Below are 19,528 nucleotides of genomic sequence, written 5' to 3'. Positions count from 1 at the left end.
CCGCCGCGCTGCCGACCAGTAATCCGGTCGAGCGCGTCTCCGGCGACGCGTGAGGGACGTCTCATTACCCATCGGTAACCACCAGTGCCGCAGCCGTGCAAAACCGCGTAGCGTGCGCGCATGGCCTACTTCGTCACCGGCGCCACCGGCTTCATCGGGCGCTTCCTCATCGATGAGCTGATCGACCACCGCGAGGGTCCGATCTACGTCCTGTGCCGCGCCTCGTCGCTGGGCCGGATGGAGGGCCTGATCCGGCAGTGGGGCTCCGACCGGGTGCAGCCCGTCGTCGGTGACCTGGGCCAGCCCGGTCTCGGGGTCGACGATGCCTGGGTCAGCGAGCACGCCGGTGCGATCGACCACTTCTTCCACCTCGCGGCGATCTACGACATCACCGCGGACGACGCGACCAACGACGCGATGAACATCGAGGGCACCCGCAACGCGCTCGCCCTCGCCGAGGCGCTGGACGCCGGGTGCTTCCACCAGGTCTCCTCCGTCGCCGCTGCCGGTGACTACCACGGCCGGTTCGACGAGACGATGTTCGAGGAGGGCCAGCCGCTGCCCTCGCCGTACCACCGGACGAAGTACGAGTCGGAGAAGATCGTGCGCGACGAGGCGCGCGTGCCGTGGCGCGTCTACCGCCCGGCGATCGTGGTGGGCCACTCCGAGACCGGCGCGATGGACAAGATCGACGGTCCCTACTACCTGTTCCCGCTGATCAAGCGGCTGCGCGACCACCTCCCGGCCTGGCTGCCGCTGGTCGGCATCGACCTCGGCGACACCAACGTGGTGCCGGTCGACTACGTCGCCAAGGCGATGGACCACCTCGGCCACCTGCCCGACCGCGACGGTGAGGCCTTCCACCTGGTCAACCCCGAGCCGCAGCCGGTCGTCGACATGCTCAACGCCTTCTGCAGCGCCGCCGGAGCGCCGCAGTTCGCGACCCCGGTCGGTCGCGGCCTCACCACCGCCGGTCCGCTCGGCCTGATCCCGGCCCGGCTGCGCCCGCTCAGCCTGATGACCGCGGTGATCCGCACCAGCCCGGCCCAGCTGCTGCTCGACCAGACGCTCGGCCGCCTGGGCCTGCCGGCCGAGGCGCTGGCGCACACCTCGTTCCCGTCGGTCTTCGACTCGCGGATCACCGAGAAGGCGCTCGCCGGCTCCGGCATCAGCGTGCCGCCGCTGGAGTCCTACGTCCGCAGCCTGTGGGGCTACTGGGAGGAGAACCTCGACGACGCCACCGGCCGCGACCCGAAGGCCGTCGCCGCGCTCAAGGACAAGTACGTCGTCATCACCGGCGCCTCCTCCGGCATCGGCCAGGTCGTGGCGCTCAAGGTCGCCCAGGCCGGCGGCATCCCGGTCCTCGTGGCCCGCGGCAAGGAGAAGCTCGAGGCCACCAAGGCGATCATCGAGATGCGGGGCGGTCGCGCCGAAGTGTTCCCGTGCGACCTGTCCGACCTCGAGGCGATCGACCGCCTGTGCGAGCAGCTCACCACCGAGCTGCCGAGCGTCGACTTCGTCATCAACAACGCCGGTCGGTCGATCCGCCGCTCGCTCAAGCTGTCCCAGGACCGGTTCCACGACTTCGAGCGCACCATGCAGCTCAACTACTTCGGCGCGATCCGACTCGTGATGGGCCTGATGCCGCAGCTGCACGAGCAGCGCTCGGGCCACGTCGTCAACATCTCCTCGATCGGCGTGCAGACCAACCCGCCGCGGTTCTCGGCGTACGTCGCCTCCAAGGCCGCCCTCGACGCATGGAGCAATGTCGTGTCGTCCGAGGTGGTCGGGCACGGCATCACGTTCACCAACGTGCACATGCCGCTGGTGCGGACGCCGATGATCGCGCCGACCAAGATCTACGACAAGTTCCCCACGATCTCCCCGGCCCAGGCCGCCGACGTCGTGATCAAGGCGATGGTCGACAAGCCGCACGAGATCAACACCGCGCTCGGCACCGCCGGCGAGCTGGCACACACGATCGCGCCGCGCACCGCCTTCCGGGTGCTCAACCTGGCCTACCAGGTGTTCCCGGACTCCGCCGCCGCGAAGGGGCAGAAGCCCGCGTCACAGGCGGCAGCCGCCGCCGAGGAGGCGCCCGCCGCCAACCGGCGCGAGACCGAGCAGATGCTGATGGCCCAGCTGTTCCGGGGCGTGCACTGGTAGGTCAGCCGGCGGCCGGCCCCGTCGCGACGGGCCGACTCGGGTCGGCCACCCACTCGCTCCAGCTGCCCGGGTAGAGGGCGGCGGTGACCCCGGCGAGCTCGAGCGCGAGCACGTCGTGGGTCGCAGTCACCCCCGACCCGCAGTAGACGGCGACGTCGGCCCCGGGCACGGCACCCACCTCGGCGTAGGTCGCCGCCAGGCTCGCCGCATCGCGGAACCGGCCGGCCTCGTCGAGGTTGCGGCTGGTCGGCACGTTGACCGCGCCCGGCACGTGCCCGGCCACCGGGTCGATCGGCTCGACCTCGCCGCGGTACCGCTCGGCCGCCCGCGCGTCGACCACCACGCCCGCGTCCCGCACGCTCGTCACGTCGACCACGGGCAGCGCGCCGGGGACCGCTTCGAAGTCGCCGGCCTCCTTCGCTGCGCCGTCGCCGGTCTCGACGTCGCCGCCTGCCTCGCGCCAGGCGGTCCAGCCGCCGTCGAGCACCCGGACATCGGTGTGACCGTGGTACCTCAGCAGCCACCAGGCCCGCGCCGCCGCGTGACCCGACCAGTCGTCGTACACCACCACGGGCCGGTCCGCCCGCACGCCCACTCGCTGCATCGCCGCCTCGAAGACCTCGACGTCGGGCAGCGGATGGCGGCCGCGCTCCCCCGGCTCCGCGGCCAGGTCGCGGTCGAGGTCGACGTACGCCGCACCGGGGACGTGGCCCGCGGCGTACTCCTCCGGGCCGGCCGGGGCGCCCGTCCGGTACCGGACGTCGAGCACGATCACCTCCCCGAGACTGCTGCGGAGCCCGTCGACGCTGATCAGACCTGACCTCATGGGGCGAGCCTAGGAGGCGGTCGTGCGCCCTGTGGAGGACGCTCCCGCCGCCGGCGCCGATCGGGCAGGCTCCCCGGCATGATCCAGGAGCCGGTCCCGACCCTGCTCGAACGCGTGCTCCTGCGCGCGGTCCGGGAGCACGCCGCGGCCGAGGGGCGCTGCCAGCTGCCGCCCACCCTCCACGTCGGCATCCCCGGCGCCGACGTCCGCGCCTTCGAGATCCTCACCGGCGAGCCGCTCGACCTCGCCCTGCGCACCGAGGTGCTCGAGGCGATGTGCCGCGACCACCTCGAGCGCGAGGCCGTCCCGCTCGTCTGGCTGACCCGCACACCCGACGGACACGACGTCGAGGACCTCGCCTGGGCCGCCGCCGTCGGCTGCGCCGGCCCAGAGCTCGGTGTCCGGCTCGACCTGGTCGTCGTCACCCGCCGGTCGTGGTGCGACCCGCGCTCGGGCGTGGGCCGGCGGTGGACGCGGCTGCGGCGTCCCGCGGATCAGGCGGCTCAGGCGGATCAGGCCGCGGGGAGCTCGTCCGGGTAGACGATGTCGATCTCGCTGATCGTCTGCGGGAAGTCCTTGCGGTTGTTGGTGAGGAACCGGTCGGCCCCCGCCGCCACCGCGGTCGCCAGGTGCGCCGCGTCCGCCACGCGCAGGCCGTGACGCACCGCCAAGGTCAGCGCCAGCCGTCCGACCGCTTCGTCAACCGGGTGCAGCTCGAGACGACCGAGCAGGCTGAGCAGGACGGCCGTCCTGTCGGCCGTAGGGTCCTGGCGCATCGGCTTCGCCAGCACCTCCGTCAGGAGGAGGATCGACCCGACTCCGACCACGTCGTTCTTGCCCACGAACAATGCCGCGACCCTGCCACCCAACGCGTGGTCCTTCTCGGCGGCGTAGATGAGCACATCGGCGTCGAAGGCCGTCAGCACCACCGCTACCGAGCGTCCCGGTCCGCGCGGATCTCTGCGACCAGCTCGTCGGCCCACCCGGGCGGACCCGCCACCGGCTTGAACGGCTCGTGGCGCGCCCGCTCCAGCATGTCGCCGATCCGGTCGGCTTCGGCCCACGCCTCCCGCGCCCGGCGCGTGCGCAGGACCTCCGGCCGCACGAGGACCGCGACCACCCGCCCGTGGCGGGTGATCTGGACCTCCTCGCCGGCCTCGACCCGGTCCAGCTGGGCCGGGAGGGTCTGGCGCGCCTCGCTTGCGCTGATCACGGACATGCTCCATATCGTACGTTGATGTACAAGGTCGTACAACGCCGGCGAGCGGTCTCAGGCCCAGGTGTGCACCGGATCGTTGTCGTGCATCCGCTGCCGGTACTCCGCCAGCACCGCCCGCAGCGCGTCGTACCGGTCGGCGTCGGCGCGCTCCTGCACCCGCCGGGTGAACCAGTCCGAGGCGTTGGTACCGGCCAGGCAGCGCTGCTCGATGATGTCGAGGTAGCGGTGCGCCTCGTCGGACGGCACGCCCCAGGCCGCCAGGCCCTCGTGGGCCAGCGGCAGCAGGCGGCGTACGACGAGCTCGGTCGCCCGCACCCGGCCCAGCTGTGGCCAGTAGACCTCCGCGTCGATGCCGTACCGCGCCGCGCTGTGGAAGTTCTCCTCCGCGGCGCTGAACGACATCTGCGACCACAGCGGCCGGTCGTTCTCGGCGAGCGCCCGGACCAGGCCGAAGTAGAACGCCGCGTTGGCCACGGTGTCGACCACGGTCGGCCCGGCCGCGAGGATCCGGTTCTCGACCCGCAGGTGGGGCAGGCCCCCGGTGATGTCGTAGACCGGCCGGTTCCAGCGGTAGATCGTGCCGTTGTGCAGGCGCAGCTCGGACAGGTTCGGCGTGCCTCCCGCCTCCAGGACGGTGAGCGGGTCCTCCTCGTCGATCACGGGCAGCAGGGGTGGGAAGTAGCGGACGTTCTCCTCGAACAGGTCGAACACCGAGGTGATCCAGCGCTCGCCGAACCACACCCGGGGTCGCACGCCCTGCACCTTCAGCTCCTCGCCGCGGGTGTCGGTGGCCTGCTCGAACAGCGGGATCCGGGTCTCGGACCACAGCTGCTTGCCGAGCAGGTACGGCGAGTTGGCCGCGACCGCGAGCTGGATTCCGGCGATCGCCTGGGACGCGTTCCAGTACGACGCGAACTGGTCCGGGCTCACCTGCACGTGGAACTGGGTGCTGGTGCAGGCCGCCTCCGGCATGATCGTGTCGACGGTGGCGTTGAGCCGCTCCACGCCGCGGATGTCGATGAAGATGTCCTCGCCGCGTGCCCGCAGGATCTGCTCGCTGAGCAGGCGGTAGCGCGGGTTGGCGCTGATCACCTCGGCCCGCAGGTGCTCCGGTGCGAGCGTCGGCAGGATCCCGATCATCACCAGGTGGGCCCCGAGCGCCGCGGCTCGCTCCTCGGCGTGGTTGAGGCTGGCCCGCAGCTGCTTCTCGTAGCCCTCCAGGCCGCCGCCCGACAGCGGCCCCGGCGCGAGGTTGAGCTCGATGTTGAACTGGCCCAGCTCGGTCTGGAAGTCGGGGTCCTCGATCGCCTCGAGCACCTCGGCGTTGCGCAGGGCCGGGTCCCCGGCAGCGTCGACCAGGTTGAGCTCGACCTCCACCCCGGTCCACGGATCGTCGGTGTCGAAGGCCGACTCGCGCAGCATCCGCTCGAACACGTCGAGACAGCGCCGGACCTTCTCCCGGTAGCGGGTCCGGTCGGCGGGGGTGAACTCCTGGGCCGCGACGTCGTCTCCCATGCACCGACCTTAGATAACTCACCCCGCGTCCGGGAGCCCCTTGTCCCATGCGAATCCTCCTTCCCAGGTCTGCGGCGGCACGGCGCCCTGCAGGATCGCGGCCAGCTGGTCGGCCATCCGGTAGCCCGGCTCGGCGCGGGTGCACCGGTCGACGGCGACCCAGGCGAGGGCGCCGTCGCCGGCCTGCCAGGCCGCCCAGCCCAGCAGGGCGGCCGGGGCAGCCACCAGGGTGTCGGGCGCGCGGCGAACGGCGTCGGTCCACAGCCGGACGTGGGCATCGGCGGTGCGGCCAGTGATGTCGGACCACGCGGCGTCACGGACCCGGGCGGACTGCATCACCCACAACAGCCGGGCGAGGTCGGCGTCGTCGGGCAGAGCGTCGTCGGCGACCAGGTCGTGGACCGCGTGGTGCACCCACTCACCGGCGTCGCGGACCGCCCGCCCGCTCGTCGGCACGCCCGCGTCGGCGTACCGGCCGGCGAGGAGCGCAGCAGCGACGCCGTCGGCAGCCGTCGGGTCAGCATCGAGGGACGCGACCAGGTCGGACCGGGAGCGGTGCGTGAGCCGCCCCGACACCAGCGCCTCGAGCACGAACGGGTGGCCGCCGACGTCGTAGGCGCATCGTCGGCGCCGTTCGTCGGGGTCGGCGGCCTCGAGGTCGCGGAAGTGGGTCCGGTCGACGAGCAGCCCCGCGATCACGACCAGGCCCAGGCGGCGGCAGGCCCGCCGCAGCGAGCGGTGCACGGCCTCGGCGGCCGCCGGGTCGTCGGTGTAGTGGAGCAGCACCACGTGGGTGGCGCCGTGGCGCCGGGCCGGCTCGAGGAGGACGTCGGCGAGCTCGCGGCGAACGGCGGGTCGCTGGGCAGCGAGCGTTGGCAGGTCGACGCGGGCGTGGAAGGGGTGGTGGGCGCCGAAGGTCATCAGCACCACGGACTGCTCGGGCCAGAAGCCGAGCAGGACCGGGGCGGCGGCGAGCAGGTCCGCGTGGCCGCGGACGGTCAGGGATGCGGTGGAGCGAGGGATCGTGGTCATGGCGACGACGTTCGCCGGGAGGTCCGACGCGAGCCCGGATCGCCGACCGGGCCTGTGGGCAAGGACCCGCCGGCAACCCGCCTGTGGAGAGGCGACGGATCGAACTGTCAGCGCTGAGCACTAACGTGACGGCCGTGCGCCCCCACGCCTCGGTCCTCCACCTGGACCTCGACGCGTTCTTCGCGGCCGTGGAGCAGCGCGACAAGCCGTCGCTGCGCGGGAAGCCGGTCGTCGTCGGTGGGACCGGCGGGCGCGGCGTGGTGTCGACAGCGTCCTACGAGGCCCGCGCGTACGGCGTCCGCTCGGCCATGTCGACCCGCGAGGCGCGCGCCCGGTGCCCGCACGCGGCGTACCTCTCCGGCCGGTTCGAGGCCTACCGCTCGACGAGCGCAGCGGTGATGGGGGTGCTACGGGCCTGCTCCCCCCTGGTCGAGCCGCTCTCGCTCGACGAGGCGTTCGTCGACCTCGCCGAGGCCGGGCTGCCCGACCTCGAGGTGCCGACGGTGACCGCGCTGGCCGAGGACCTGCGTGCCCGGGTCCACGAGGTGACGGGCGGCCTGACCGCCTCGGTGGGCGTCGCGTCGTCGAAGTTCCTCGCCAAGATCGCCAGCGACCTGCGCAAACCGGACGGGCTGGTCGTCATCGAGCCCGGCACCGAGCTGGAGCTGCTGCGACCGCTGCACGTCTCGGTGATCCCGGGCGTCGGTCCGGCGACGGTCGAACGGCTGCGCCGGGCCGGTGTGCACAAGGTCGCGGAGCTGGAGCGGGTCAGCCAGGACGAGCTGGTCCGGCTGGTCGGCAAGGCGCAGGGGCAGGTCCTGTTCCACCTCGCCCGCGCGGAGGACGACCGGGCCGTCGTACCCGACCGCGAGACCAAGTCGGTCAGCGTCGAGGGCACCTACGAGACCGACCTCACCGACCGGCAGCAGATGAGCGCGATCGTCACCCGCCAGGCCGGCGAGGTCGCGAAGCGGCTGCGCAAGAGCGGGCTGTCGGGCCGCACGGTCACGATCAAGGTCCGCCTCTACGACTTCACCACGCTGAGCCGGTCGTCGACGCTGCCCGCCCCGACCGACGACCCGGCGACCGTGGCGCGGCTCGCCCGGACACTGCTCGAGGACCTGGACACCTCGGGCGGCGTACGCCTGCTCGGCGTCGGCGTCTCCGGCCTGGCCGACTGGATCCAGGAGGATCTGTTCGCGGCGGGCACCGAGACCGACGCGCCCGACGACACCGACGAAGACACCAAGGAGGAGCCCGACCAGGCCGGCGCCCGTTGGCGCAACGCGGGCCCGCAGAGCTGGGCACCCGGCATGGACGTCGTGCACGCCGAGCACGGCCGCGGCTGGGTCTGGGGCTCCGGCAAGGGAGTCGTGACGGTGCGCTTCGAGACCGCCGAGACGCCGCCCGGACCGGTCCGCTCCTTCCGCGCCGACGATCCCGACCTCGAGCGCTGGCGCCCGCCCTCCGACGAGCAACCAACGGAGCAGTAGCGTTCCGGGCATGCCCGTCCCGCCGAGCGCCCCGCGCCACCCGGTCACCACGACGAACCACGGCCACACCCGCACCGACGAGTACGAGTGGCTGCGTGACAAGGAGGACCCGGCGGTCATCGCGCACCTCGAGGCCGAGAACGCGTACACGCAGGAGCGCACCGCGCACCTGGCCGACCTGCGCGGCCGGATCTTCGACGAGATCAAGGCCCGCACCCTCGAGACCGACCTGTCGGTCCCGACCCGGGTGCGCGGGTTCTGGTACTACGGGCGCTCGTTCGAGGGTCGCCAGTACGGCGCCAGCTGCCGCGTCCCCGTGACCGCCCCGGACGACTGGACTCCCCCGCAGCCCGCCGCCGATGCCAGCCCGGACCAGCCCGCGCTGCCCGGCGAGGAGGTGCTGCTCGACCTCGACGCGCTCGCCGAGGGTCACGAGTTCTTCAGCCTCGGCGGCTCGTCGGTCAGCCCCGACGACCAGCTCCTCGCGTACGCCGTCGACGTGGTCGGCGACGAGCGCTACACCGTGCGCGTGCTCGACCTGGCGACCCGCGAGCTGCACGAGGACGTGCTCACCGACGTGCTCGGCGGCGTGACCTGGGGCGGCTCGCCGGACCACTTCTACTACACGACCGTCGACGACGCCTGGCGTCCCGACAAGGTCTGGCGGCACCGCCTCGGCACCGCGCAGGCCGACGACGAGCTGGTCTTCCACGAGCCCGACGGGCGCTACTTCGTGGGCGTCGGCCGCACCCGCAGCCGCCGCTACGTGATGATCGCGGCCAGCTCGAAGACGACCTCGGAGTTCCACGTCCTCGACGCGGCCGACCCGAAGGCGCAGCCGGTCTGCTTCGCCGAGCGCACCGACGGCGTCGAGTACTCCCTCGAGCACGCGGTCGTCGGCGGCGAGGACCGGTTCCTCGTGCTCCACAACGCGACCGGTCCGGAGTTCGAGCTGGGCCACGCGCCCGCCGTACCGACTCCTCCGAAGGAGTGGCAGCCGCTGCTCCCCCACGACCTCGCGGTCCGCCTCGAGGACGTCGACGCCTTCGAGAGCCACCTGGTCGTGCAGCAGCGCAGCGGTGGCAGCAGCCAGGTCCGCGTCCTCGACCTCGGCGACGACCCCGAGAACCCCGTGACCGGCGACCGGTTCGTGGAGTTCCCCGGCGAGCTGGCCACCGTGGGCGCGGGCAGCAACCCGGCCTTCGAGCAGCCGACCATCCGGGTCGGGATGACCAGCCTCGCGCGCCCCTCGGCCGTCTACGACCACGACCTGCGCTCCGGCGACCTGGTGCTCCGCAAGCAGGCGCCGGTCCTCGGTGGCTACGACGCCGACGACTACGAGGAGCACCGGCTCTGGGCGACGTCGGTCGACGGCGTGCAGGTCCCGATCTCGCTGGTCGTCCGCAAGGGCGTGCGCACGACCGAGCCGGTCCCCGTCCACCTCTACGGGTACGGCGCCTACGAGGCCTCGATCGACCCCTACTTCGCGGTCAGCCGGCTCTCGCTGCTCGACCGCGGTGCGGCGTTCGCGATCGCCCACGTGCGCGGCGGCGGCGAGATGGGCCGGCACTGGTACGACGACGGCAAGCTCGAGCACAAGCAGCACACCTTCGACGACTTCATCGCCGCGGCACGCCACCTCGTCGAGGCCGGCTGGACCACCGCGGACCGGATCGTCGCGGAGGGCGCGAGCGCCGGCGGGCTGCTGATCGGCGCGGTCGCCAACCAGGCGCCCGACGCGTTCGGCGGTTTCGTGGCGGGCGTCCCGTTCGTCGACACCCTCACCACGATGCTCGACGCGACGCTGCCCCTCACCGTTCCCGAGTACGACGAGTGGGGCAACCCGACCGACGACCCGGTCGCCTACGAGCGGATCGCCGGCTACGCGCCGTACGAGAACGTCGCCGACCTCCCCTACCCGCCGATCCTGGCCGAGACCTCGCTCAACGACACCCGGGTGCTCTACGTCGAGCCCGCCAAGTGGGTCGCGCGGCTGCGCGAGCGCGCCCCGCAGGCCGACGTGCTGCTGCGCACCGAGATGGCCGCCGGACACGGCGGCGTGTCCGGGCGCTACCGCGCCTGGGAGGACCGGGCCTTCTCGCTGGCCTGGATCCTCGACCGCCTCGGCCTGGCCGACGTGGCGCCCCTCACGTCGGCTCAGTCCTCCCCGAGCCAGCCGATCGCCGACGAGTAGACGTCGAAGCCGTAGGGCAGGTCCGCGTCCCCACTCAGCCGCGGACCTGCCTCGAGCGTCGGCGTCGCGGTCGCGACCAGCCGGCCGAGCACGGCCTGGCCGAGGAAGATCGACAGCCCCGCCCCGGGACAGCCCTGCGGGCCGTGGCTGAAGAAGTTGAACGACCAGTCGTCACCGGCCGTGCCCTCGCTCCACTCCTCGGGGGCGAACCGGTCGGCGTACGGGATGCGGGCGCTGTTGCGGTGGTTGAAGAGGTTGGGGATCCGCAGCTGGGTGCCCTCGGGCGTCTTCTGGCCGTTGACCCAGCGGTACTCGGCAGCCTGCACCCGCCCGAACAGCGAGGTCGTCGGCCACAGCCGCGTCGCCTCCAGCACGCACCCGGCGAGGTACGACGACCCGGCGATCGTCTCCACCGTGGCAGGCCCGTCGCCGAGCTCCGCGCGGACCCGGTCGAGCGCGTCGGGGTGGGTGGCGAGCAGCGCGAGCGCCCGGAACAGGGTGGTCGGCAGGGTGTCGCCCATCGCGAACAGCCAGTGGATCAGCTGCCCGGGCACGTCGGTCTCGTCGGTGGCGGGGGCGGCGGCGACCAGTCCGGCCAGCGCGTCGGGATCCGGTGCGGCGACGTACGACGCCAGCCGCTCGTGGAACGCGTCGTACCCCGGCGCGGGCTGGCCCGGCATCTTGTTGCCGGCCGCCATCAGCTCGCCGAGCTGCTCGGTGAGCCCGGTGTCGTCCGCGGCCGCCGCGCCGAGCACGACCCGGCGGGTGAGCCGCTGGAAGGCGGCGTTGAGGGCGTCGAACCGCAGCGGGCCGTCGGCCTCGAGCAGCGCGTCGGCCTCCTCCGCGGCGATCGCGGCGAAGGACGCGGCCAACGGGTGCAGCGGCGAGTCCGGGTGCAGCACGGCGTCGGCGAAGGCCCGGCGGTCGCGCCACAGGTCGCCGCGGGAGATGCTCAGCGCGGTCGGCTGGAAGGCGTACATGCCCTTGCGCTTGGCCTCGGGGTCGGGCGCGAACGGGTCCGGGCTGCCGCCGAGCACGATCCGGATGTCGTCGGGGTGGGTCGCCGAGGCCGACCGCTACAGCCTGCTCGAGACGCTCGAGGTGTGGGTGGAGGTCGGCGGGTCGGCCAGCAAGACCGCACAGCGGCTCTCCTGCCACGCCAACACGGTCCGGCACCGGCTGCGCCGGTTCGAGGAGCGGACCGGTCGCCGCCTGGACCGACCACGGGACGTGGCCGCTCTCTGCCTGGCGCTGGAGGCGCTGCGTTCCCGGCGAAGTTGAGAACTCCCTGAGATTCGTCCTCAGGCGCAACTTCCGGGGTTTCCCAGACGTCAAAGCCGGTGAGAGCAACACCGAAGGTCCCGGGGGAATCCCGGGTACCTCCCCGGTGTTGGGAACCACAGGTGCGGATGGGCTCCAGCCGCACGGGGCAAGGAGGGACGCCATGGCAGCGACGATGACGAGGACGCGCAACACCGGACGCGAGATCGAGGGACGCGACAGCGTCGGGCTGTACCTCGACGAGATCGCCCGCACCCCCCTGCTCGACGCGGCGCGGGAGGTCGAGCTCGCGAAGGCGATCGAGGCCGGCCTGTACGCCGAGCAGCTGCTCGCCGAGGGCCGGGTCGGCCGTCGCAAGGGCGGTGCCCCCAAGCAGGCCACCGAGGCCGAGCTCGAGTGGATCGCCGAGGAGGGCCGCAAGGCCGTCACTGAGTTCATCAACGCCAACCTGCGCCTCGTGGTGTCCATCGCTCGCAAGTACGGCCGCGCACAGATGCCGATGCTCGACCTGATCCAGGAGGGCAACACCGGCCTGATCCGCGCGGTCGAGAAGTTCGACTACGCCAAGGGCTACAAGTTCTCCACCTACGCCACCTGGTGGGTCCGCCAGGCCATCACCCGCGGCATCGCGCAGCAGGCCCGCGTGGTCCGGCTGCCCGTGCACGTGGTCGAGGAGCTCAACCAGGTCGGCGGCGCCCGTCGTACGCTCGAGCGCCAGCTGGGCCGCGACCCGGAGCCGGCCGAGATCGCGGCCGAGCTCGGCCTCGAGGTCGAGCGGGTCCTCGACCTGATGGCGTGGGGCCGCGAGCACGTCAGCCTCGACACCCCGATCGACGAGGACGGCGACACCTCGCTCGGTGACCTGATGGCGCAGGAGACCTCGCCCGGCCCGGACCTGACCGTCCTCGACGTCGAGGCCCGCGAGCGGCTCAACAACCTCGTCGACCAGCTCGACGCGCGGGCCGCCGACATCATCCGGGAGCGCTACGGCTTGGTCGACGGCCGCCAGCACAAGCTCGCCGACATCGGCGTCAAGCACGGCATCTCCGCCGAGCGGGTGCGCCAGCTCGAGCGCGAGGCGCTGCAGAAGCTGCGTCGTCTGGGCGACCCCGACATGGCCGCCTGACTCAGGCGCCCGTCAGCTCCGCGAAGACCTCCGTCACCTGCCGACGGAGGTCTTCGTGCGTCCCGGTGTTCTCGATGAGGTACGTCGCCACGGCCCGCCGCTGCTCGCGGGTCGCCTGGGCCGCGATCCGGGAGCGGCCGTCCTCCTCGGTCCAGCCGCGGTCGCGCACCATCCGCTCGACCTGCAGCTCCTCGGGCGCGTCGACGACGATCACGGCGTCGAACTCCTCGGCGCGGCCGGACTCGACGAGCAGTGGGATGTCGTGGACCACGATCGCGTCGGTGGGCGCGGAGGCCTCGAGCTCGGCGTAGCGCTCGAACACGAGCGGGTGCACGATCCCCTCGAGCCGGCGCCGGGCAGCCTCGTCACCGAAGACGAGCGCGCCCATCCTCGGGCGGTCCAGCTCGCCCTCGGGGGTCAGCATCTCGGCCCCGAAGGCCTCGACGACGGCCGCGAGGCCCGGTGTCCCCTTCGCGACGACCTCGCGCGCGATCTGGTCGGCGTCGATGACGACCGCCCCCAGCTCCCGCAGGATCGACGAGACGGTGCTCTTCCCCGAGGCGATCCCCCCGGTCAGTCCGACGCGCACACGCGGACCCTACTGTGAGGCTGTGGAGAACGAACGGGTCGCCCTGCTCCTGTCCGGCTCCCACGCGTACGTCGACGCCGTGGTCCGCATGCTCACCGCGGGCGTCTTCCCGATCCCGCTCGACCCGCGGCTCACGCCCGCCGAGCAGTCACGGATCCTCGCCGGACTGGAGCCGACGGTCGTCGTACGGACGACGGAGGAGCTGGCCGCTCTCGTCTCGTCGCTGCCCGCGCCGGGGCTCCCGCTCGGCCGTCCGATGCACTGCACCAGCGGCACGACCGGGGTGCCGAAGGGCGTCTGGTCGGGACCGCTGTCCGCCGGCGACGCGGAGGCCCTGGTCGCCGAGGAGCGCGACCTGTGGGGCTTCTCCCCCGACGACGTGAACCTGGTGCTCGGCCCGCTGTACCACTCCGCGCCGCTGCGGTTCGCGATGGGAACCGTCCTCGCCGGTGGCCGGATCGTGATCCCCGGGCCGTTCGACCCGGCCGCGGTGACGGCGGCGATCGAGGCCGAGCGGCCGACCACCATGTTCTGCGTGCCGACCCACCTGCAGAGACTGTTCGCGCACTGGGACGAGCACGGCACGCCCGACCTGTCCTGCTTCCGGCTGGTCGCGCACGCCGGCGCCCCGTGCCCGACCGACCTCAAGCACCGGCTGATCGAGGCCTTCCCGCCGGGCTCGACGTGGGAGTTCTACGGCTCGACCGAGGGCCAGTTCACCGCCTGCCGCAGCGAGGAGTGGCTGGAGCGCCCCGGCACCGTCGGCCGCGCCCGCCCGGGTCGTGGGTTGCGGACCGACGCGGACGGCACGATCTGGTGCACGGTCCCGTCCTTCGCCCGGTTCACCTACTTCGGCGCGCCCGAGAAGACCGCCGCCGCCTGGCGTGACACCCCCGACGGGCCGGCGTTCACCGTCGGCGACCTCGGCCGGCTCGACGCCGACGGCTACCTCTTCCTCGACGGCCGCCGCGAGGACCTGGTCATCAGCGGCGGCGTCAACGTGTACCCGACCGAGGTCGAGCAGGTCCTCGGCACCTGCGCCGGCGTCCTGGACATCGCGGTCTACGGCGTCGACGACCCGCAGTGGGGCCAGCGGGTGTGTGCGGCGGTGGTGGTCGGTCCGGACGGGCCGTCCGAGGACGACCTGCGGGGCTTCGCCCGGGAGCAGCTGGCACCGCCGAAGCGGCCGAAGGAGTACGTCTTCCTGGCCGAGCTCCCGCGCACGCTGACCGGCAAGGTGCGGCGTTCCGAGCTCGCCTCGGGCAGCTGACGACTACCGTGCGGGGGGTGACCAAGGTCATCGCACTCGTCCTCTCCGGTCTGCTCGCGACGGCCTGCTCGTCCGGGTCGACGGGAGATCAGGGTTCCGGCACCGACGTGACGTCGCCCGCCGCGGTCCAGGCGTTCCAGGCCCGGTGGTGGTCCTGGGCGTGGACCGCACCTGCGGGCCGGGATCCCGTCGAGGACCGGACCGGCGAGCACTGCGCGGTCGGCCAGCCGAGCGACCTGTGGTTCCTGGCCGGCACCTACGGCGGGAGAGCCGTGCGCTCCTGCGACGTGCCGGAGGGCCGTCGGGTCGTCGTACCTGCCGTGAACCGGGTGGCGCAGTCTGTCGAGGAGTGCGCCGAGTTCATGGTCGACGCTCGCGGACACATCCGGCTGGACGGTGTCGACCTGCCCCTGCTGTCCCTCGATGCCGAGCACGTCGTCGTCGACACCCCGGACGGACCCACCACGGGCGTCGGATGCGGCTTGTGGACGGTCCTCGACGCGCTGCCTCCGGGCGAGCACCGGCTCACGATCAGCGGCCGGAGCGGCGACTTCCGCACGGACGTGGAGTACGCCCTCCACGTCACTTCCCCTGCGGAGTGACCGGGGAGCGGCTCAGCCGGACAGCTCCAGCGCGAGCCACGCCCCCACCCGGGCGGCCGGGTCGTCGAGGTCGAGCCCGGTGAGCCGCTCGATCTCGGCCAGCCGGTTGCGCACGGTGTTGCGGTGCACGCCGAGGTCGTCGGCGACGGCGCCGCGGGAACCGTGGTGGCGCAGGAAGGCGGCCAGGGTGGTGCGGTGCTCGGCGTCGAGCGGCGCGAGGAAGGTGGCGGCGTACTCGTGGCCCAGGGACTCGGGCACCAGCGCCAGCGGCCCGGCATCGGCGACCTCCTCCCAGCGCCGGAACGGGCTCGCGGCGGTGGTGCGGTCGAGGGCGTGGCCGGCCGTCTCCGCGCCGCGCCGGGCCTCTTGCGCGGGGACGGCGCGGCCGACGCCGGCCCGCAACCCGGCAGCCAGGGCGAGCACGGCCCCGACCCGCGACGGTACGGCGACCGCCACCAGCTCCCCGTCGACGAGGCCGGCCAGCACTCCGTCGTCGGCGAGGCCCTCCTCGAGGCGTTCGAGCACGTCGCCGAGCGCCTCCTCCGGCCCGGTCATCCGTACGACGCGCAGCCGCTCGGGCACCGCCCGGCCGCCTTCCGCTGCGTCGAGCAGCACCTCCGCCGAGCGCAGGTCGCCGGCGCAGAGCAGCTCGAGGGCACGTCCGCGCAGCCGTCGGTCGGCCGCGCGACGCTCGGCCCGGCGCTCGACGGCGAGGCTGAGCAGCACCGCTGCCGTGCTGACCGCGGAGCGCTGCGGCTCGTCGAGCCCGCCGGGCAGGCAGACGGCGAGGTAGAGCTCGGGGCGTCCGGCGAGGCCGATCGGGCGGACCACCGTGGTGTCGCGGTCGCGGGTCGTCGTCGAGACGGCGCCCAGGCCCTGGCCCTTGATCCCGGCGACCTCGGCCCGGACGAGGTCGAGGTCGAGGGTCTCGGGGTGGGCGCCGAGCGGGCCGTCGGCCGGCTCGCCGTCGCGCTGCACCAGCGCCACGCTCGCGTCGAGGAGCTGGGCCAGCCGCTCGACGAGCGGGCGCAGGTCCAGGCCGAGCGCGGCCCGGGTGAGCCGGCGCTGCAGGTCCAGCGCGAGCCGGGTGGTGGCTGCCTCCTGGTCCTGGAGCAGCTCGGCCGCCGCGCGGGAGACGGCGACGAAGGGCGTGGCCCGTGGTACCTCGAGCAGCACCAGCCCGCGCGCCGCGCAGGCCTGCACCAACGCGTCGGGCAGCGAGGGGTGGGTGAGGCCGGTGCCGAGCCCGAGGGCCGCCGCGCCGGCGTCGGCCAGCCGGTCGACGTACGCCGTCCACTCCTGGCTCCACCCCCGCGTGCCGAGGCCGGTCGTGAGCAGCAGCTCCCCGCCCTCGAGGTACGGCGTCGGGTCAGCCAGCTCGCTCGTCGCGACCCAGCGCAGCACCGGCCCGTCGAGCGGAGGCGCGCCCTCGGCCGGGCGCAGGCCGAGCCCGGGCATCGCCACCAGGTCGGCCACCGTCACCATGGTGCGATTCTTGCACAACCATTCAATCCAAATTGTGCAGATGGAGCATGGTGGGGCGCGCCGGGCGGTCCTACCGTCGTACCCATGACCGACAACACCTCCGGGCACACCTCCGGCGGCCCTGGCATCACCCAGGAGCGACGCCTCGTCACCGCGATCCCCGGCCCCCGCTCGCAGGAGCTGGCGGCCCGCAAGGCGAAGGCGGTCGCGTCCGGCGTCGCCGTCGGCCTGCCCGTCCAGGTCGTCGCGGCCGGTGGCGGCATCCTCGTCGACGCCGACGGCAACCAGCTGATCGACCTCGGCTCCGGCATCGCCGTGACGACCGTCGGCAACAGCGCCCCGCGCGTGGTCGAGGCCGTGACCCGCCAGGTCGCCGAGTTCACCCACACCTGCTTCATGGTCACCCCCTACGAGGGCTACGTGGCCGTCGCCGAGAAGCTCAACGAGCTCACCCCCGGCACCCACGAGAAGCGCTCCGCGCTGTTCAACGCCGGCGCCGAGGCCGTCGAGAACGCCGTGAAGATCGCCCGCTCCGCCACCGGCAAGCAGGCCGTGGTCGTCTTCGACCACGCCTACCACGGCCGCACCAACCTCACGATGGCGATGACGGCGAAGAACATGCCGTACAAGAGCGGCTTCGGCCCGTTCGCCTCCGAGGTCTACCGCGCCCCGCTGTCCTACCCCTTCCGCGACGGCGGTCTCGACGGCGTCGAGGCGGCCCGCAAGGCGATCGACGTCATCGAGAAGCAGGTCGGCGCCAACAACCTGGCCGCGATCGTGATCGAGCCCATCCAGGGCGAGGGCGGCTTCATCGTCCCGGCCGAGGGCTTCCTGCCGACCCTCGTGGCCTGGTGCCGCGAGAACGGCGTCGTCTTCGTCGCCGACGAGGTGCAGACCGGCTTCGCCCGCACCGGCGAGCTGTTCGCCTGCGACCACGAGGGTGTCGTCCCCGACCTGATCGTGACCGCCAAGGGCATCGCCGGCGGCCTCCCGCTCGCCGCCGTCACCGGCCGCGCCGAGCTGATGGACGCCGCGCACGCCGGCGGCCTCGGTGGCACGTACGGCGGCAACCCGCTCGCCTGCGCCGCCGCGCTCGCCGTCTTCGAGACGATCGAGGCCGAGGGCCTGGTCGACCGCGCCCGCACCATCGGCAAGACCATGACCGAGCGCCTCGCCGCCCTGCAGGAGAACGACCCGCGCCTCGGCGAGGTCCGGGGCCGCGGCGCGATGATCGCCGTCGAGCTGGTCAAGCCCGGCACCACCGAGCCCGACGCCGACCTCACCAAGAAGGTCGCCGCCGCCGCCAACGCCAAGGGCCTGGTCGTGCTGACCTGCGGCACCTACGGCAACGTGCTGCGCTTCCTGCCGCCGCTGTCGATGCCCGACCACCTGCTCGACGAGGCGCTCGACCTCCTCACGGAAGTCTTCCAGGAGAACTGATGACCGCGCTCCAGGAGCCCGTCGCCACCGCGATCGGGCCGCTGAACGACGCCCGCACGCAGCTGCGGGAGGCCACCACGCTGCTCGGCTACGACGAGGGCCTGCACCAGATGCTCGCCACGCCGCGCCGCGAGGTGACCGTCAGCATCCCGCTGCGCCGTGACAACGGCACCACCGAGCTGTTCGTCGGCCACCGGGTCCAGCACAACTTCTCCCGCGGCCCGGCCAAGGGCGGTCTGCGCTACTCCCCCGACGTCGACCTCGACGAGGTCCGCGCGCTGGCGATGTGGATGACCTGGAAGTGCGCCCTGCTCGACGTGCCGTACGGCGGCGCGAAGGGCGGCGTGCGGATCGACCCGCGCAACTACTCGGCCGCCGAGCTGGAGCGCGTGACCCGCCGCTACACCAGCGAGATCAGCCCGCTGATCGGTCCCGAGCGCGACATCCCGGCGCCCGACATCGGCACCGACGAGAAGACCATGGCCTGGCTGATGGACACCTACTCCGTCCAGCAGGGCCACACCGTCCTCGGCGTCACCACCGGCAAGCCGATCAGCCTCGGCGGCTCGCGTGGCCGTGCCACCGCCACCTCGCGCGGTGTCGTCCACGTCGCCCTGGCGGCGCTGCGCTCGCGCGGCATCGACCCGAACGGCGCCACGGCGTCCGTGCAGGGCTTCGGCAAGGTGGGCCGGTACGCCGCCCGCTTCCTCGCCGAGGCCGGCACCCGGGTGCTCGCGGTGTCCGACCAGTACGGCGCGGTGTTCGCCGCCGGCGGCCTGGACGTGCCGGCGCTGGAGAAGCACGTCGACGCCACCGGCTCGGTGGTCGACTTCCCCGGAGCCGAGCCGATCACCAACGACGACGTGCTCGAGGCCGAGGTCGACCTGCTCGTCCCCGCTGCCGTCGAGGGCGTGCTGCGTGCCGACAACGCCGGACGGGTCAAGGCCAAGGTCATCGTGGAGGGCGCCAACGGCCCGACCACGCCCGAGGCCGACCGGATCTTCCGGGAGGCCGACCGGCTCGTCGTACCGGACATCCTGGCGAACGCCGGCGGCGTGATCGTGTCCTACTTCGAGTGGGTGCAGGCCAACCAGGCCTACTGGTGGAGCGAGCACGAGGTCGAGGACCGCCTCGCCGAGCGGATGCTCGACGCGTGGGAGTCGGTCAACGCCGCCGCCACCCGGCTCGACGTACCCCTGCGCACCGCGGCCACCTGCCTCGCCGTCGAGCGCGTGGCCCAGGCGCACCAGCTGCGCGGCCTCTACCCGTGATCCTCTGAACGACTGGAGA

18 protein-coding genes are annotated in these 19,528 nt (G+C 73.1%); 10 read left to right on the top strand and 8 right to left on the bottom strand.

Going from position 1 to position 19,528, the window contains the following annotated elements:
* The first annotated feature begins 120 nt into the window (after positions 1-120).
* On the top strand, positions 121-2,166 hold the full coding sequence (locus tag ACZYRU_RS10915; RefSeq protein WP_488957105.1) for an SDR family oxidoreductase: 2,046 nt from the start codon (positions 121-123) through the stop codon (positions 2,164-2,166).
* Between the two features lies 1 nt (position 2,167).
* On the opposite strand, the gene ACZYRU_RS10910 is transcribed toward ACZYRU_RS10915, so the two are convergent.
* Positions 2,168-2,992, bottom strand: a complete 825-nt coding sequence (locus ACZYRU_RS10910) for a sulfurtransferase (RefSeq protein WP_488957104.1) — start codon at positions 2,990-2,992, stop codon at positions 2,168-2,170.
* Positions 2,993-3,070: 78 nt separating this feature from the next.
* On the opposite strand from ACZYRU_RS10910, the gene ACZYRU_RS10905 reads away from it, so the two are divergent.
* Positions 3,071-3,532, top strand: a complete 462-nt coding sequence (locus ACZYRU_RS10905) for a hypothetical protein (protein ID WP_488957103.1) — start codon at positions 3,071-3,073, stop codon at positions 3,530-3,532.
* Here the strand turns inward: ACZYRU_RS10905 and ACZYRU_RS10900 are convergent.
* The 4 genes from ACZYRU_RS10900 to ACZYRU_RS10885 are packed head-to-tail and all read right to left on the bottom strand — an operon-like array spanning position 3,505 to position 6,758.
* The gene (locus tag ACZYRU_RS10900; RefSeq protein ID WP_488957102.1) at positions 3,505-3,921 is read right to left on the bottom strand and encodes a type II toxin-antitoxin system VapC family toxin; all 417 of its coding nucleotides are present in this window, start codon (positions 3,919-3,921) and stop codon (positions 3,505-3,507) included. The genes ACZYRU_RS10905 and ACZYRU_RS10900 overlap by 28 nt on opposite strands.
* Positions 3,922-3,923: 2 nt before the next feature.
* Positions 3,924-4,211 (bottom strand): type II toxin-antitoxin system Phd/YefM family antitoxin, encoded by a 288-nt coding sequence (locus tag ACZYRU_RS10895; protein WP_488957101.1) that lies wholly within the window; start codon positions 4,209-4,211, stop codon positions 3,924-3,926.
* Positions 4,212-4,262: 51 nt separating this feature from the next.
* On the bottom strand, positions 4,263-5,726 hold the full coding sequence (locus ACZYRU_RS10890) for a glutamate-cysteine ligase family protein (RefSeq protein ID WP_488957100.1): 1,464 nt from the start codon (positions 5,724-5,726) through the stop codon (positions 4,263-4,265).
* An 18-nt stretch (positions 5,727-5,744) separates the two neighbouring features.
* A complete protein-coding gene (locus tag ACZYRU_RS10885) occupies positions 5,745-6,758 on the bottom strand; it encodes a DUF4192 domain-containing protein (RefSeq protein ID WP_488957099.1) in 1,014 nt (337 codons plus the stop codon).
* 134 nt (positions 6,759-6,892) lie between these two features.
* Here ACZYRU_RS10885 and ACZYRU_RS10880 point away from each other — a divergent pair, with 134 nt between their 5' ends.
* Together ACZYRU_RS10880 and ACZYRU_RS10875 are read left to right on the top strand one after the other, a co-directional pair.
* The gene (locus tag ACZYRU_RS10880; RefSeq protein ID WP_488957098.1) at positions 6,893-8,251 is read left to right on the top strand and encodes a DNA polymerase IV; all 1,359 of its coding nucleotides are present in this window, start codon (positions 6,893-6,895) and stop codon (positions 8,249-8,251) included.
* A gap of 10 nt (positions 8,252-8,261) precedes the next feature.
* The gene (locus tag ACZYRU_RS10875) at positions 8,262-10,445 is read left to right on the top strand and encodes a S9 family peptidase (protein ID WP_488957097.1); all 2,184 of its coding nucleotides are present in this window, start codon (positions 8,262-8,264) and stop codon (positions 10,443-10,445) included.
* On the opposite strand, the gene ACZYRU_RS10870 is transcribed toward ACZYRU_RS10875, so the two are convergent.
* Entirely contained in the window at positions 10,409-11,482 is a 1,074-nt protein-coding gene (locus ACZYRU_RS10870) for a cytochrome P450 (RefSeq protein WP_488957096.1), read from the bottom strand. The two genes, ACZYRU_RS10875 and ACZYRU_RS10870, sit on opposite strands and share 37 nt — an antisense overlap.
* Before the next feature lie 7 nt (positions 11,483-11,489).
* Here ACZYRU_RS10870 and ACZYRU_RS10865 point away from each other — a divergent pair, with 7 nt between their 5' ends.
* Together ACZYRU_RS10865 and ACZYRU_RS10860 are read left to right on the top strand one after the other, a co-directional pair.
* Complete coding sequence (locus ACZYRU_RS10865) at positions 11,490-11,726, top strand: helix-turn-helix domain-containing protein (RefSeq protein WP_488957095.1); 237 nt, start codon at positions 11,490-11,492, stop codon at positions 11,724-11,726.
* 163 nt (positions 11,727-11,889) lie between these two features.
* Entirely contained in the window at positions 11,890-12,852 is a 963-nt protein-coding gene (locus tag ACZYRU_RS10860) for a sigma-70 family RNA polymerase sigma factor (protein ID WP_488957094.1), read from the top strand.
* 1 nt (position 12,853) lies between these two features.
* Here ACZYRU_RS10860 and coaE read toward each other — a convergent pair whose 3' ends face one another.
* Entirely contained in the window at positions 12,854-13,441 is a 588-nt protein-coding gene (gene coaE, locus ACZYRU_RS10855; protein ID WP_488957093.1) for a dephospho-CoA kinase, read from the bottom strand.
* A 22-nt stretch (positions 13,442-13,463) separates the two neighbouring features.
* Here coaE and ACZYRU_RS10850 point away from each other — a divergent pair, with 22 nt between their 5' ends.
* Together ACZYRU_RS10850 and ACZYRU_RS10845 are read left to right on the top strand one after the other, a co-directional pair.
* Complete coding sequence (locus tag ACZYRU_RS10850) at positions 13,464-14,711, top strand: class I adenylate-forming enzyme family protein (protein ID WP_488957092.1); 1,248 nt, start codon at positions 13,464-13,466, stop codon at positions 14,709-14,711.
* Positions 14,712-14,728: 17 nt separating this feature from the next.
* Complete coding sequence (locus tag ACZYRU_RS10845) at positions 14,729-15,313, top strand: hypothetical protein (protein ID WP_488957091.1); 585 nt, start codon at positions 14,729-14,731, stop codon at positions 15,311-15,313.
* A gap of 12 nt (positions 15,314-15,325) precedes the next feature.
* On the opposite strand, the gene ACZYRU_RS10840 is transcribed toward ACZYRU_RS10845, so the two are convergent.
* Positions 15,326-16,798, bottom strand: coding sequence for a PucR family transcriptional regulator (locus tag ACZYRU_RS10840; protein WP_488957090.1), 1,473 nt, complete (start codon positions 16,796-16,798; stop codon positions 15,326-15,328).
* A gap of 84 nt (positions 16,799-16,882) precedes the next feature.
* Between ACZYRU_RS10840 and gabT the strand changes: the two genes are divergently transcribed.
* Positions 16,883-18,238: a 4-aminobutyrate--2-oxoglutarate transaminase gene (gene gabT, locus ACZYRU_RS10835; RefSeq protein ID WP_488957089.1), complete on the top strand. Its 1,356-nt coding sequence runs from the start codon at positions 16,883-16,885 to the stop codon at positions 18,236-18,238.
* The gene (locus tag ACZYRU_RS10830; RefSeq protein WP_488957088.1) at positions 18,238-19,509 is read left to right on the top strand and encodes a Glu/Leu/Phe/Val family dehydrogenase; all 1,272 of its coding nucleotides are present in this window, start codon (positions 18,238-18,240) and stop codon (positions 19,507-19,509) included. The genes gabT and ACZYRU_RS10830 overlap by 1 nt, the downstream gene beginning before the upstream one ends.
* Positions 19,510-19,528 lie beyond the last annotated feature (19 nt).

This window comes from Nocardioides sp. F233, assembly GCF_057813895.1.
The sequence above is the reverse complement of the archived record's forward strand: the minus strand, read 5'-3'. Positions and strand labels throughout refer to the sequence as shown.

Coding starts and splice junctions, on each gene's coding strand:
- ACZYRU_RS10915 (WP_488957105.1), top strand. CDS start 121: ATGGCCTACTTCGTCACCGGCGCCACCGGCTTCATCGGGCGCTTCCTC.
- ACZYRU_RS10910 (WP_488957104.1), bottom strand. CDS start 2,992: ATGAGGTCAGGTCTGATCAGCGTCGACGGGCTCCGCAGCAGTCTCGGG.
- ACZYRU_RS10905 (WP_488957103.1), top strand. CDS start 3,071: ATGATCCAGGAGCCGGTCCCGACCCTGCTCGAACGCGTGCTCCTGCGC.
- ACZYRU_RS10895 (WP_488957101.1), bottom strand. CDS start 4,211: ATGTCCGTGATCAGCGCAAGCGAGGCGCGCCAGACCCTCCCGGCCCAG.
- ACZYRU_RS10890 (WP_488957100.1), bottom strand. CDS start 5,726: ATGGGAGACGACGTCGCGGCCCAGGAGTTCACCCCCGCCGACCGGACC.
- ACZYRU_RS10885 (WP_488957099.1), bottom strand. CDS start 6,758: ATGACCACGATCCCTCGCTCCACCGCATCCCTGACCGTCCGCGGCCAC.
- ACZYRU_RS10875 (WP_488957097.1), top strand. CDS start 8,262: ATGCCCGTCCCGCCGAGCGCCCCGCGCCACCCGGTCACCACGACGAAC.
- ACZYRU_RS10865 (WP_488957095.1), top strand. CDS start 11,490: ATGTCGTCGGGGTGGGTCGCCGAGGCCGACCGCTACAGCCTGCTCGAG.
- ACZYRU_RS10860 (WP_488957094.1), top strand. CDS start 11,890: ATGGCAGCGACGATGACGAGGACGCGCAACACCGGACGCGAGATCGAG.
- ACZYRU_RS10840 (WP_488957090.1), bottom strand. CDS start 16,798: ATGGTGACGGTGGCCGACCTGGTGGCGATGCCCGGGCTCGGCCTGCGC.
- gabT (WP_488957089.1), top strand. CDS start 16,883: ATGACCGACAACACCTCCGGGCACACCTCCGGCGGCCCTGGCATCACC.
- ACZYRU_RS10830 (WP_488957088.1), top strand. CDS start 18,238: ATGACCGCGCTCCAGGAGCCCGTCGCCACCGCGATCGGGCCGCTGAAC.